General features: G+C 54.1%; 14 protein-coding genes (1 of these 14 cut by a window edge). 13 read left to right on the forward strand and 1 reads right to left on the reverse strand.

Going from position 1 to position 13,767, the window contains the following annotated elements:
* Positions 1–83 precede the first annotated feature (83 nt).
* The 12 genes from KJW29_RS00485 (at position 84) to KJW29_RS00540 (ending at position 12,886) form a co-directional block, all read left to right on the forward strand.
* Entirely contained in the window at positions 84–767 is a 684-nt protein-coding gene (locus KJW29_RS00485; RefSeq protein WP_246608526.1) for a carbohydrate-binding family 9-like protein, read from the forward strand.
* 2 nt (positions 768–769) lie between these two features.
* Complete coding sequence (locus KJW29_RS00490) at positions 770–1,618, forward strand: sugar phosphate isomerase/epimerase family protein (protein WP_087566323.1); 849 nt, start codon at positions 770–772, stop codon at positions 1,616–1,618.
* A 32-nt stretch (positions 1,619–1,650) separates the two neighbouring features.
* Entirely contained in the window at positions 1,651–2,661 is a 1,011-nt protein-coding gene (locus KJW29_RS00495) for a Gfo/Idh/MocA family protein (protein ID WP_214628347.1), read from the forward strand.
* A gap of 249 nt (positions 2,662–2,910) precedes the next feature.
* Positions 2,911–3,648, forward strand: coding sequence for a GTP pyrophosphokinase (locus tag KJW29_RS00500; protein ID WP_087566335.1), 738 nt, complete (start codon positions 2,911–2,913; stop codon positions 3,646–3,648).
* A gap of 157 nt (positions 3,649–3,805) precedes the next feature.
* Positions 3,806–4,183 (forward strand): ATPase, encoded by a 378-nt coding sequence (locus KJW29_RS00505; protein WP_108995907.1) that lies wholly within the window; start codon positions 3,806–3,808, stop codon positions 4,181–4,183.
* 159 nt (positions 4,184–4,342) lie between these two features.
* Entirely contained in the window at positions 4,343–4,633 is a 291-nt protein-coding gene (gene gatC, locus KJW29_RS00510; protein WP_214628348.1) for an Asp-tRNA(Asn)/Glu-tRNA(Gln) amidotransferase subunit GatC, read from the forward strand.
* A gap of 30 nt (positions 4,634–4,663) precedes the next feature.
* Complete coding sequence (gatA, locus tag KJW29_RS00515; RefSeq protein WP_214628349.1) at positions 4,664–6,121, forward strand: Asp-tRNA(Asn)/Glu-tRNA(Gln) amidotransferase subunit GatA; 1,458 nt, start codon at positions 4,664–4,666, stop codon at positions 6,119–6,121.
* A gap of 24 nt (positions 6,122–6,145) precedes the next feature.
* Complete coding sequence (gatB, locus tag KJW29_RS00520; RefSeq protein ID WP_214628350.1) at positions 6,146–7,585, forward strand: Asp-tRNA(Asn)/Glu-tRNA(Gln) amidotransferase subunit GatB; 1,440 nt, start codon at positions 6,146–6,148, stop codon at positions 7,583–7,585.
* Positions 7,586–7,771: 186 nt separating this feature from the next.
* Positions 7,772–8,497, forward strand: a complete 726-nt coding sequence (locus KJW29_RS00525; RefSeq protein WP_214630929.1) for an MgtC/SapB family protein — start codon at positions 7,772–7,774, stop codon at positions 8,495–8,497.
* The gene (locus KJW29_RS00530; RefSeq protein ID WP_214628351.1) at positions 8,479–10,485 is read left to right on the forward strand and encodes a DUF4097 family beta strand repeat-containing protein; all 2,007 of its coding nucleotides are present in this window, start codon (positions 8,479–8,481) and stop codon (positions 10,483–10,485) included. Before KJW29_RS00525 ends, KJW29_RS00530 begins: the two co-directional genes overlap by 19 nt.
* Before the next feature lie 113 nt (positions 10,486–10,598).
* Positions 10,599–11,021, forward strand: coding sequence for a Fur family transcriptional regulator (locus KJW29_RS00535; RefSeq protein WP_087566330.1), 423 nt, complete (start codon positions 10,599–10,601; stop codon positions 11,019–11,021).
* A gap of 137 nt (positions 11,022–11,158) precedes the next feature.
* Complete coding sequence (locus KJW29_RS00540) at positions 11,159–12,886, forward strand: glycosyl hydrolase family 18 protein (RefSeq protein ID WP_214628352.1); 1,728 nt, start codon at positions 11,159–11,161, stop codon at positions 12,884–12,886.
* A gap of 150 nt (positions 12,887–13,036) precedes the next feature.
* Here the strand turns inward: KJW29_RS00540 and KJW29_RS00545 are convergent, their stop codons facing one another.
* Complete coding sequence (locus KJW29_RS00545; RefSeq protein ID WP_214630930.1) at positions 13,037–13,387, reverse strand: YgzB family protein; 351 nt, start codon at positions 13,385–13,387, stop codon at positions 13,037–13,039.
* Positions 13,388–13,551: 164 nt separating this feature from the next.
* On the opposite strand from KJW29_RS00545, the gene KJW29_RS00550 reads away from it, so the two are divergent.
* A protein-coding gene (locus KJW29_RS00550; RefSeq protein WP_214628353.1) for a nucleotidyltransferase-like protein crosses the window boundary here: on the forward strand, positions 13,552–13,767 show its beginning. The gene runs 663 nt beyond the window's last position; the window shows 216 of its 879 coding nt (coding positions 1–216); its start codon is at positions 13,552–13,554; its stop codon lies off the right edge, out of view.

Consider the following 13,767-nt stretch of genomic DNA (forward strand, 5'->3'; position numbering starts at 1 on the left):
AAATCTTTTATGATATAAGCATTATCACAGAAAAAATGAGATATCGCAACGAAACGGAAATGGATAAAGGAGCGAGATCGTCGATGTCTCGGGACATGGATCTGAAACAGTACTTATGCATGCCGGTGCAGTGGGTCTCCGGAAGAGGGACCTCAAGTGTCGGAGAGGAGCGGCAGATTGATTGGAGCGGTTGCGAAGCCGCGCCGTTATCCGAAACGGTAGACGGCGGCGCCGTCACAGAGCCTACGGAGTTCAAAGCCTGCTGGAGCCCGGATTATGTCTGGTTTCGGATCAGGTGCACGGACCATCATATCGTCTCGCGCTTCACGCAGCGCGACGAACCTCTGTACGAGGAGGACGTTGTGGAATTGTTTATTGAAGAAGGGCATCAGGAGACTGGTCCTTACGTTGAACTGGAACTCAGTCCGCATAATGTGGTATTCGACGCAAGAGTGTGGAACGACGGCCAGGGCGGGATTGCCCGTATTGACGTGGAATGGAATATGGAAGGACTGCGGACGGAAGTTGTCAGGCACCGCAACGAGCTCATCTATCAACTTGCGATTCCGACCGCGGGCTTCGCAAGGAAACCGGCGCCTGGCGCATGGTGGCGAATGAACGCCTACCGGATCGATCAGGACGAGAAGGGCGTTCGGCAATTCCAGGCATGGAGTCCGACGGGAGCGGTCAATTTCCATCTGCCCGCGCGGTTCGGGATGCTGCGGTTTCTGGATCAAGGCGACAATCCAACTATCGAGGAGGAATGACGATGAAAAAAGGAATTAATATTTGGTCGTTCAAGGAAGGGACTTCTATTGCGGATGCTATCGCGCTTGCGAAAAAAGCGGGCTTTGACGGCATCGAGCTGTCCCTTAACGAGTCGGGCGAGCTGGGGCTGGATGCCGGCGACAAGGAGATTCTCGCCGTTCGCAGCCGTCTGGAGGATGCGGGGTTGGAGATTGCCGGTCTTGCTACCGGTCTCTACTGGTCGTACGCCATGACCAGCGAGGATAGCGGCATGCGCTCAAAGGCGGTCGACGTCTGCAAGAAGCAGCTGGAGGTCGCGGCCGCGCTAGGCGTCGACGCGATTTTGGTCATCCCCGGCGCCGTAGGCGTGGATTTTATTCCGGGAGCAGAGGTCGTGCCTTACGATAAAGCATACGACCGCGCGCTCGAAGCGATCGGCAGTCTCGTGCCGCATGCGGAAAGCGCTGGCGTGTCCATCGCGATCGAAAACGTATGGAACAAGTTCCTGTTGTCGCCGCTGGAGCTGAGAACATTTATAGATGCGCATGGCTCCCGTTATGTGGGCTCTTACTTCGACGTAGGCAATGTCGTGCACAGCGGGTACCCGGAGCATTGGATCCGCATTCTCGGCGACCGCATTAAAAAGGTTCACTTCAAGGATTACCGCCGTCAAGCGGGAGGACTGCACGGCTTCGTCGACTTGCTGGCGGGCGACGTGGATTACCCTGCGGTCGTATCGGCGCTGAAGGAAATCGGCTATGACAATTACGTGACGGCGGAGATGATTCCTCCGTACACCCATCACGCCGAGCAGATCATCTACAACACTTCGGGCGCTATGGACGCCATACTGGGCAGAACGGACCGCTAAGGGCGGATTACGCGATAAGGGAGAGGACATCTATGCTAAAAATCGGATTAATCGGTTTCGGATTTATGGGAAGGATGCACTTCGATAACTATGTACGATTGATGCAGGAAGGGGCGGACATTAAACTTGTGGCGATCTGCGACAAGCTTATCGAGGAGTTGAAGGACGGTGCCGCTTGGGGCAATATCGCTACCGAGCAATCCGTATACGATCTGACCCCGTACAAGCTGTACGATTCCATAGAGGCCATGCTGTCGGAAGAGGAGCTGGACATCGTCGACATTACGCTGCCTACGCCGTTGCATGCGGACTTGACATGCTCCATGCTGGAGCGCGGCATTCATGTATTGTGCGAGAAGCCGGTAGCCCGCACCTCCGAGCAGGGCTGGCGCATGGCGGAAGCGGCTAAGCGCACGGGCAATACGCTGATGATCGGACAATGCTTGCGCTTCTGGCCAGCTTACGAATATTTAAAGGCTTGCGTAGAGGACGGACGCTACGGCGACGTAACGTCGGGGAGTTTCTTCCGCGGAGGCGGCTTGCCTCAGCCGTGGTTCCTTAACGGGGAACTGAGCGGCGGCTGCATGGTGGATATGCATATTCACGATACGGATGTCATCAACTGGCTGTTCGGCAAGCCGGAGAGCGTCTCTTCCATCGCGCGCAACGTAGTGCCGGGCAGCGCCTACGACGTCGTATCGACCAACTATGTCTATCCTGACGGCAAGGTGCTGAACGCGCAGGCCGACTGGACGCTGGGCGGCGACTTCGGCTTCTCGATGACATTCCGGGTGAACTTTGAGCGCGGCAATCTCGTATTCGAGAATAATGTGCTCAAGGTGAATCCGCATGATAGCGAAGGGTTTGTTGCAGAACTATCCCCGGATATGGGCTACTATCGCGAGATCAAGTATTTCGTCGAATCGGTGGCGGCGGGAGAGCCGGTTACGGTTTGTTCGCCGGAGAGCGCCGTCCAGTCGCTCGAAATCGTAGAAGCGGAGATTCGATCCGCGGACAGCAAGGGCGCATACGTCAACGTTTGATAAACAAGCAAAGAGGCTTCTACCTTCGCGGGCAGAAGCCTTTTTGCCGAGCCCTTTTAAAATATAGGGAAGCATTCTTCGCAATACTTTCCCTATATTTCCCGGAATGAACCGAGCAGCGCAGCCAAAGGACGGCGACAGTCGTTTCACCTTGTTTGCAATGGTGCCTTCGTTCATAATATGATGGATTTATTCGAGCATCAAGGGCGCGCTCCGCGTCTTGAACGAAGGAGAATGGAAGAGATGAGCATGACGAATTACCAGATCGAGCAATTCAAGAAGCTGAAGACCGAAGTTACGCGGTTTATGATGATGTACCAATTTGCGCTCAACGAGCTGGAGACAAAGATCGAGATCGTGAAGGAAGAATTTCAGTTCCTGCACGACTATAATCCAATCGAACATACGAAGTCGAGAGTCAAGTCGCTGGAAAGCATTATGAACAAGATCGGCCGCAAGGGCATCGCGTTCTCTCTGGAGGATATTAAACGGGAGATCAAGGATATAGCAGGCCTGCGAATTACTTGCTCCTTTATTTCGGATATTTACCGGATCCGTGATATGCTGCAAAATCAGTTTAATCTTCATATCTTCGAAGTGAAGGACTATATCGAACATCCCAAGCCGAACGGCTATCGAAGCCTGCATTTGCTCGCGGAGGTGCCGGTCAACATGTCGGACGGAAGCGAAAGCGTCTGCGTCGAGATCCAGATTCGCACGATCGCGATGGACTTCTGGGCAAGTCTGGAGCATAAAATCTTTTACAAATACAATCAATCCGTGCCGGCCAGGCTGATCCAGGAGCTTAAGGAAGCTTCGGATTCCGCTAATCGTCTGGATCAGCAGATGGAGCGGCTGCATAGGGAAATCTCCGTCATCAAGGAGAATCAGGCTGACGATACGGAGGAACTAACCCGATTGTTCTTAAATAATAAGGCGTTCCAACTGCCTCAAGCTTTGTTGGAGCTGGGCAAAGAAGCCGAATAATCCGCCAGGCGGGCAGCATCTCGTCAACTATCGCTCTATGAGACTCTGGCAAGTCAAATCCTCTTCCGCCTGCTATTGGACAGCGATGTCGTTTTTTAGTAGGATAATAGAAATGGAAAGAGAGACTACAACGACAAGGGCGATTGGGGGAGATTGGATGTTGCAGCTGGGCTCCAAAGTCATCATTATATCGGATCAATACGAACAGAATCTTCCCGTTGGGGAGCATGGATATATTATTGCCTATGACCGCAATGCCGACAACGTGTTCGATTACGTAGTCAGAGTTCCGGCATCGAATCGCAATTTCTTGCTGCCCGACGAGGACGTCGAGCTGGAGGAAGTGCTGTTTCAATTAGAGGCGGAGCGGATCGAACGGGAGGCGCTGATCGATTACGCGCTTGCGACGCATAACGAAGAGCTGTTCTATCGGATCATGAAGGGCGACGGAGAGCAAGAGGATGAAGTAGCGGCGAAGGAGCCGCTGAGTCGGGAAGACTTTATTCGCCAGGTAAACCTCAAGGCCTGGATCTAATAGGCAATTCAAAGGAGCGGACTTTGGTGTCCGCTTCTTTTTGCTGCCCTGCGGGAAATTGTTCGGCCCATGCGATTCGTTGCTTCTTACTAATTGATGTACGCGCCGAATGTAGGCTATAATGATGGGTATGACTGACGCAGAGAAGGAGAGTTACCGATGAGCATTACGCTGAAGGATGTCGAGCATGTCGCTAATCTGGCGCGGCTGGAATTGTCGGATGCCGAGAAGGCGCAATTTACCGACCAGTTGAACGCCATTTTGAAATACGCGGAGAAGCTGAACGAGCTGAATACGGACGAGATCGAGCCGACCAGCCACGTGCTGCCGATCACGAACGTCATGAGGGTCGACGTGCGCAAGGAGTCGCTGCCGATCGAGAAGGTGCTGCTTAACGCGCCGGACGAAGAAGACGGACAAATCAAAGTGCCTGCGGTGCTTGAATCATAATTTGCTAGGATTTGAAGGGAGGAGCTACTGTTGGCATTGTTTGATCTGCGCCTGCAGGACGTACATAACAAGTTAAAGGGCAAGGAGCTTTCCGTGGCGGAGCTCGTGGATAGCTCGTTCGACCGGATCGCGAAGACGGATTCCGCGATCGGGGCTTTTCTATCATTAAACGAGGACGGCGCCCGCACGCAAGCCGCCGAACTGGACAAGACGCTGCAAGCCGGCGGCGAACGCGGCCTGCTGTTCGGCCTGCCCGCCGGCATTAAGGACAATATCGTAACGGAAGGCTTGACCACGACTTGCGCAAGCCAATTCCTGAGCAATTACAAGCCGATCTACAACTCAACGGCTGCTGGCAAGCTAAACGCGGCCGACGCCGTTACAATTGGCAAGCTAAACATGGATGAATTCGCGATGGGCGGCTCCAATGAAAATTCCAGCTTCCATCCGACTCGCAATCCCTGGAATACCGATTACGTGCCGGGCGGCTCCAGCGGCGGCTCTGCGGCATCTGTAGCGGCCGGACAAGTCTACTTTTCGCTGGGCTCCGACACTGGCGGCTCCATCCGCCAGCCAGCTGCCTATTGCGGCATCGTAGGCTTGAAGCCGACGTACGGCTTGGTATCGCGCTTCGGCCTTGTGGCGTTCGCCAGCTCGCTCGACCAGATCGGCCCGCTGACGAAAAACGTGGAGGATTCGGCTTACGTGCTTCAAGCGATCGCCGGCTACGACGCCAGCGACTCGACGTCCGCGAAGGTGGACATCCCGGATTATACGGCCGCGCTGACCGGCGACGTCAAGGGACTCCGCATCGGCGTTCCAAAGGAATATCTCGGTGCGGGAATCGATCCGCGCGTTAAGGAAGCGGTTATGGACGCTCTTCGCGTATATGAGTCGCTTGGCGCGACATGGGAAGAGATCTCGCTGCCGCATACGGAATATGCGATTGCAGCGTACTATTTGCTCGCATCCTCGGAGGCATCGTCCAACCTGGCGCGCTTCGACGGCGTGCGTTACGGCGTGCGCGCGGACAATCCGGACAATCTGATCGACCTTTACCGCAAATCTCGAAGCCAAGGCTTCGGACCGGAAGTGAAGCGCCGGATCATGTTGGGCACGTACGCGCTCAGCTCCGGTTATTACGATGCCTATTACTTGAAGGCGCAGAAGGTTCGCACGCTGATTAAAGGCGACTTCGACAAGGCGTTCCAGCAATATGATCTCATTATCGGTCCAACGGCGCCGACGCCGGCATTCCGCATCGGCGAGCAGGTCGGAGATCCGCTCACGATGTATTTGAACGACATCTGCACCATTCCGGTCAGCCTGGCGGGCGTTCCGGCCATCAGCGTGCCGTGCGGACAAGCCGACGGCTTGCCGATCGGACTGCAAATCATCGGCAAGGCGTTCGACGAATCGACGGTGCTGCGCGCCGCTCATGCGTTCGAAGCGCACACGGACTATCATAAGCTGCGTCCGCAGCTGTAATTCGAACGGAAGGGAACGATAAGAATGTCAGTATCGAACAAATACGAGACGGTCGTCGGGCTGGAAGTGCACGTCGAGCTCCATACGAACAGCAAGATCTTCTGCGGCTGCTCGACCGCCTTCGGCGCGCCGCCCAATACCCATACGTGTCCGGTCTGTCTCGGACATCCCGGCGTCTTGCCGGTCCTGAACAAGCAGGCCGTAGAGTACGCGATGAAAGCGGCGATGGCGCTAAACTGCACGGTCGCGGATATTAGCAAATTCGACCGCAAAAACTACTTCTACCCGGATTCGCCCAAAGCGTACCAAATCTCGCAATACGATCAGCCGATCGGCGAGCACGGCTGGATCGATATCGAGGTGAACGGGGAGACGAAACGCATCGGCATTACCCGTCTTCATCTGGAAGAAGACGCGGGCAAGCTGACGCATGTGGACGGAGGCTACGCGTCGCTAGTCGACTTTAACCGCGTAGGCACGCCGCTTGTCGAGATTGTCTCCGAGCCGGATATTCGCACGCCGGAGGAAGCCAAGGCGTATCTGGAGAAGCTGCGCGCGATCATGCTGTATTGCGACGTATCCGACGTCAAGATGGAAGAGGGCAGCTTGCGCTGCGACGCCAACATCAGCTTGCGTCCATACGGACAAGAGAAATTCGGCACGCGCGCCGAGCTCAAGAACATGAACTCGTTCCGCAGCGTGCAGCGCGGTCTGGAGTACGAGCAGGTACGCCAAGCGGAGATTCTGGATGGCGGGGGCGAAGTCGTGCAGGAGACGCGCCGCTACGACGATGCTGTCGGCAAGTCGTTCTCGATGCGCGGCAAGGAAGAAGCGCATGATTACCGTTACTTCCCGGATCCGGATCTTGTCCGTCTGCATATTAGCGAGGAGTGGAAGGAGAACGTACGCGCCTCCATACCAGAGCTTCCGGATGCACGCAAGGCACGCTACCAGGCCGATTACGGTTTGTCCTCCTATGATGCCGACGTTATTACGGCATCCAAGAAGCTTGCCGACTTGTTCGAGGAGAGTCTTGCCTATACGAAGGACGCAAAGGCTGTGGCGAACTGGGTCATGGGCGATCTGCTCGGTTATCTCAATGCCAATAATCTGGAGCTGTCGGACGTAAAGCTGACAGGTCAAGGCCTTGGCGAGATGATCGGACTTCTGGAGAAAGGCACGATCAACGGCAAGATTGCGAAGACGGTCTTCAAGGCGATGCTGGAGAACGGCAAGCTGCCGGGTCGGATCGTCGAGGAGCAAGGACTTGTACAGATTAGCGATGAAGGCGCGATTCTGGCGATCGTCGATGCCGTGATCGAAAGAAATCCGCAATCCGTGGAGGACTTCCGGGCAGGCAAGGAGAAGGCGATCGGCTTCCTTGTCGGACAGATTATGAAGGAAACGAAAGGCAAGGCCAATCCGGCACTCGTAAACAAGATGCTGCTTGATCGGCTTAGCTGACATAGACCCGGACGCGAACGGCGGGGGATATAGAGCGAAGGCGCGGTTCATCCTAGAGATGGACTGCGCTTTTTGTTCGTTATTGGTATCCCGCCGATTTGGGTATTCATGCATCCGGCCATTAATTGTCTGATAAACGTCGGACATATCCGGCGATTTCGAAAAAAAGGCGGGGTATTTATGGATATGTTTGTTGCTGCGGCAAGGGATCCCTGGTTCATTAACGAATTGGACATTGCCGCCCGACTTGGGCTCGCGATCGTGCTTGGGGGTTTGATCGGCTTCGAACGAGAATCGTCCAATCATGCTGCCGGCTTCCGAACCAATATCCTGGTTTGCTTGGGAGCCTGCTTGTTGATGTTGTTATCGATCTATGGATTCGCGGACTTTGTGGAAGAGCCGAATGTGCGTGTAGACCCTGCGCGTCTGGCTGCAGCCGTTATTACCGGGGTAGGCTTCCTTGGAGCGGGTACGATTCTATTTACGGGCAAATCGATTACGGGACTGACTACGGCGGCTTCCTTATGGGTTGTTGCGGCTATCGGTCTCGCCGTCGGAGCGGGCTTCTACTTTGCATCGGCGACAGTTACGGTTATGGCATTATTAACGTTATGGGGTTTTAACAAGATCGAGAAGAAGTTTATGAATGCGAAGAAGGACAGAATAATCAAGATTGAAGCTCATGATCTGTCCCCCTTGCTGAGCAAGATTAACGACATGCTGGACCAACGCAAGGTTACGATTCGCAAAATGTCGATGGAAACCGTAGCTGCTTCAAGGCAGAGCGGAGACGAAGCCTTCACGAGGCTGATTCTTCATGTCAGGATGCCTTCGCGCAAGAAGGATCCCGCCGTTCGGTTACTCGACGAGTTGAATAAATTGGAGGGCATACGTTGGGTAAGCTCCGAATAACGCAACGAAAACGGGCGTGGCTTGCGGTCTTGCTTGCGTTCGCGATCCCGGGCATGGGACATGTGTACAATGGACAATATTCGCGCGGCTTGCTGCTTCTTGCCGGCTTGCTGCTGGATGTTACCGCGATCTTCCGGCTTGCCGATTCCGATGGCGGCAGACATCTGCTGTTAATCGTTTATCTGGGCATGCTGCTGCCCGTCTTCTATTTCGTCAGCGTGTACGAGGCTCTTCAACTTAAGGAGATTCCGCGAGAGGAGCGGACGCCTGTGCGTCTGGCGCACGGCATTTTGCTTGCCCTGTCGGGAGTCGTCATGATGATTATGGTCAAGCCGCCGGATATGCTGCTGCCTTGGATGAACGAGCTGGCGGAGCTGATTGTCGGTCCGCTGCTCATGACGCTCGCTTGCGTCGTCGTATGGACAGCAGCGAGGAGAGGAGGATTCGCCGTGTTTAAGCTGGGGCGGCTGACGGCTGCCATTCTGATCCTGAGCGTCGGAGGGCTGCTGCTCTGGGACCAGGCGAGGGGATCAAGCGATATTGCGTTTCTTGGCGACTGGTGGCCGCTTCTGTTCCTGCTGCTTGGCATTGAGGTCATCCTGTACAGTACGGTGCTTCGAGCCAAATCCGCCAAGCTGAAATTTGATTTGTCCGGCGCCGCCGCGGCGCTTGTCGTTACGGTGACGGCTTACGCGGTGACGCAATATGCGGACTTCCCTGTCCGCTGGCTGGACCAATTCAATGTCGATTTAAACGGAATGGTCGATTACGGCGATGAGAAGGGCTACCGCATCGACAAAAACGTGATGAAGGTGCTTGTTGACGAGGATTTGTCATCGATTACGGTCAAAAATGTTAACGGCGATGTGACTCTCCGCGCCGATGACGTTGCGGGAATCGAGGTCTACTCCACCGTGTGGGTCGATGCCGGAGACGAAAACGAATCGAAGCGGATTGCCGAGCAGTCGACCGTCGACGTGACACCTGGCAACGAGATTGTGCTGGAAGCCAAAGGACAGCGCTATGGAGCCGATAACAACCGCGTTCCCAAGATGAATCTGACGGTTGTGGTGCCGCGTATCGAACCTAGCGTCAAGCTGTCGCCTCCGGGTGTGCAACAGGATGAGCAAGATGATCAAGGCGGAAGCGAGGGCGATGGACAAATAGAGGACGCGGAAGGAGCACTAGCGACCCCGTCCACGGATATTGAAGCCGATGGATCAGAAAGCCATTCAGGCAATACTCCGACAGCTTCTTCCGGGACCGTGCAAACGCTGGAAGAACAACTCGCGGCACTACCGGGGGATGAGCTTTCGCTTGCTTTACCCGATTTCGAATGGGAAATGTCGCCGCCCCCGGCAGCACCTTCCGCCATCAGGGTTGCGATTGAGAACATCAATGGCGATACGGAGGTTACGGATCTGGTCGCGGAAGACGGATTAACCGTGAAGAGCGGAGATGGCAATATCAGGGTCGCGCGAATTATCGGTCCGCTTGCCGTAACGGGTAACAGCGGGAGCATCGAGGTCGATACGCTGGACGGTTCCAGCACGCTGGAATTGAAAAACGGCGAAATCACCGTCAATGACGCGACCGGCGGCGCGTTATATGCGGTTACATCCAACGGGAACATTTCGTTGGGAGGAGTTTGGGGTGATGCGGAAGCCGAGACCAAGAACGGCAGCATTACGATAGCGGAAGCGCATGGACCGGTAAAGGCGAGCACGATGAACGGCGGCATTGCCGTAAGCAGCAGCCAGGTTGGCGGCAATTGGGATCTCGACAGCTCCGTGGGCGAGATTAAGGTTGTTGTGCCGGAACGGGGCGACTATTCGCTTTACGGCTCGGTAACTTTTGGCAAGATCAATGCCGAGATGCCGTTCAGGCAGATCCGCAAGACAGTGAGGGGAACGGTAGGGACGGGCGTATACCGGATTCATATTAATGCAACTAACAGCATAACCATTGAAAGTCAGGACACGACTTAGAGAGGTAATTCAAAAAGTCCATTTAGAGGCGCTTTCATTGACAAAATCTTTGAACTGAACGTACAATAGATTATAACGATTATTAATTAACAATAAAGAAAGGCGTGAGGGGAATGGCAGCCAACGTTCATTCGGCACTGGAACAACTGAAGATGAATGGCGTTCGTATGACCCCGCAGCGACACGCCATACTGGGATATTTGATGGATACCAAGTCACATCCGACCGCCGACGAGATCTACAAGGCGCTGTCGCCGACTTATCCGAGCATGAGCGTTGCGACGATTTACAATAACTTAAGGCTGTTTGTGGAAGCGGGCCTGGTTCGAGAGCTGACATACGGAGATGATTCCAGCCGATTCGACGCTGACTTGTCCGACCATTATCATGCAATCTGCAAGGGCTGCGGCCAGATCGTAGACTTCGGATACCCGCCGCTGCTAGAGGTCGAGAAGGTAGCCTCGAAGGAAACGGGATTCACCGTTCACGGACATCGAATGGAAATATATGGATTGTGCGCAACTTGCAACACTTAAGACGGATTCGTCGTCTATAGAATTGGATAACGGCTATTATAACGTGCTGGGCAGCGTTCTGACGCTACTTCTTGCACGTTTTTATTTGAGGTGACAGCAGTATCCGTACAATATCGAACAATAAGGAGAGTGAGTGCTTGGAGACGAATTACGTCCGCTCGCCGCGCAAGAAGCGGAGAGTCGGATTCATGACACTGGTATTCCTATTTATGATTTCAGCTATTGCTACCTTCGGGTGGTTCGGATATATGAAGTATGTACCAAGCAGGGAATATCAAGCGCCGGCGTACGCATCGACGAATCCCATCATGATCGGCGGCAAGGAAATGGGGCATGGGGCGTTGATCGAGAACGGCGAGGTAAAGCTCCCGTTGCCCGTATTGGAGGAGCTCTTCGCCCAGGACAAGCCTCTTCATTACGAAAGCTCGACGGGGACGATTGTGCTGACGAGCGCGGACAAGGTGCTTCGGCTCAAGACGGATACGCTGACCGGCATCCTGAACAGACAGCCTTACAAGCTGACAATAGCGGCGGAAGTAACGAATGAAACGGTGTACATTCCGTCTGCGCCTTTGAAGGAGCTGTATGGACTCCGAGTGGATTATGATGCGGAGAGCGGCATCGTCACGCTTCTTACGGAAGGAGAAACGGTGCCGCTGGTAGAAGCAAAGCCCGAGAAGGGGGCGGCGGTTCGCACGGGACCATCTATTCGCGAGCCTTACTTGCTTAAATTGCCTCAAGGAGAGAAGCTTCGCGTCTGGGAGGAGAATGAAGGCTGGCTGCTCGTACAGAGCGGCGATGGTCATATCGGCTACATCAGAGAGAAGGATGCGACGCCTGCAGGCTCCGAGACGGTAACCGAAGTAGAACGAGACGACCCGTTCGTGCCGTGGAAGCTGGACGGCCGAAAGATCAATCTGACCTGGGAAGCGGTTTATGAGCGCCGTATCGATCCCGCCAAGATCGGCGAGATGCCGGGCCTTAATGTGGTTAGCCCGACGTGGTTCGAGCTGATTGACGGTACGGGAGCGATTAAAGGCAAAGCGGATTCCGCTTATGTAAAATGGGCGCATGACAGAGGGTATCAGGTATGGGCGTTGTTTAGCAACGGCTTCGAGCCTGATCGGACGACGGAGGCGCTGGCGACGGTAGAATCCCGATTTGTTATGATTCAGCAACTGCTCGCTTTTGCGGAGATGTACAACCTTCAAGGCTTTAACATCGACTTCGAGAATGTCTATACAAAGGATAAGGAAAATCTCGTTCAGTTTATGAAGGAGCTGACTCCACTGCTGCACGAAGCGGACTTGGTCGTATCGATCGACGTCACTCCCAAGTCGAACAGCGAGATGTGGTCGGTCTTCCTGGATCGCGAAGCGCTTGGCCGGACGGTAGATTACATGATGGTGATGGCCTACGACGAGCATTGGGCGTCGAGTCCGAAGTCCGGCTCTGTTGCATCGCTTCCATGGACGGAGCAATCCATCGCCCGCATACTGGAAGAGGATAAAGTGCCCCCGGGCAAGCTGATTCTCAGCATGCCGCTCTATACGAGAATTTGGAGCGAGGAGACGGGCGAGGACGGCAAACTTAAAGTTTCGTCCAAGGCCGTGGGCATGGAGCGAGTGAAGACGATTATTCAAGAGAAGGGGCTAAAGCCCGTGTTAGATACGGCGTCGGGACAGAATTACGTGGAATACGACGAAAATGGCATCAAGCAGCGGATTTGGATCGAAGACGATATGTCCATGAAGGCAAGAGTTGAGCTCGTGCACAAATATAATCTTGCAGGGGTCGCGACTTGGCAAAGGACTTTCCAGACGCCATCCATCTGGCAAACGATCGACGAAGCCTTGCATGACTAGCAGAAGGCTCTAATTCATGTTATCATCACTATTTTTGCCCCAAAAAAACCTCCATTTCGAAGCGGCTTAATCACCGCTGAACATGGAGGTTTTTTTGTGATGTATGTCCCTGTCTGTCTCGGGACGCTACAACTCATTTTTCGTACGAAGTTATGCATTGACCTCGTTTGCAGAATCTCTGGCTTGATTTGGATCAAGCGTCAGCATCGTTCTGCAGAACATGCAACGGTCCGTCTTGCCTAACATCTTGGTCTGGCGTCCGCATTCCGGACACTCCAGCATAGTAGCGCTCGTCGACATCATGCCGGCCCAGAAGTAGACGGCAACGCTGATCAACAGCGAGATCATGCCGAAGATCATAAAGATGCCTGCAACGATCTTGCCGGCTTGCCCCCACAATACGATTCCGGCCGTTCCAAGGATCATGATGCCCATGCCGACGAGCGTGAATACGAGTCCCCAGAGGCGGAATTCATTGATTTTGGCCGATTTGAAAAAAATTCTGTTCATGGTTCAAACCCTTCCTATTACTATTGGCTTAAGAAATTGAGACTGGAAAGCTTCGTGTAAAAGCAGGAAACCGCAAGGTTGTTGTCGAAAAGAAATAAATCTGTAGATTATTATTATAGCCTAATAGAAGGCGATAAGCTATACGGAGGAGCCCAGTGGAGCATATCAGAACTCAATTCTTAGACATCTTTCGGGAACGCCCCGGACTGCTATCCCTAGCCGTCATCGAGAACCCTTACCTCTATAATCCGCTAATGGATGGGCTGGATGCGCTTGTATTGGCCGTGCTCAGCGAAGAAGCGCAGACGGAATACGCAAAGCATATTCGAGTGGGCGGCGCGCGCTTGTTAGTCAGAGCTGTTCGTCAAGAT

This window comes from Paenibacillus agaridevorans (genome assembly GCF_018604145.1).
Taxonomy (GTDB): domain Bacteria; phylum Bacillota; class Bacilli; order Paenibacillales; family Paenibacillaceae; genus Pristimantibacillus; species Pristimantibacillus agaridevorans.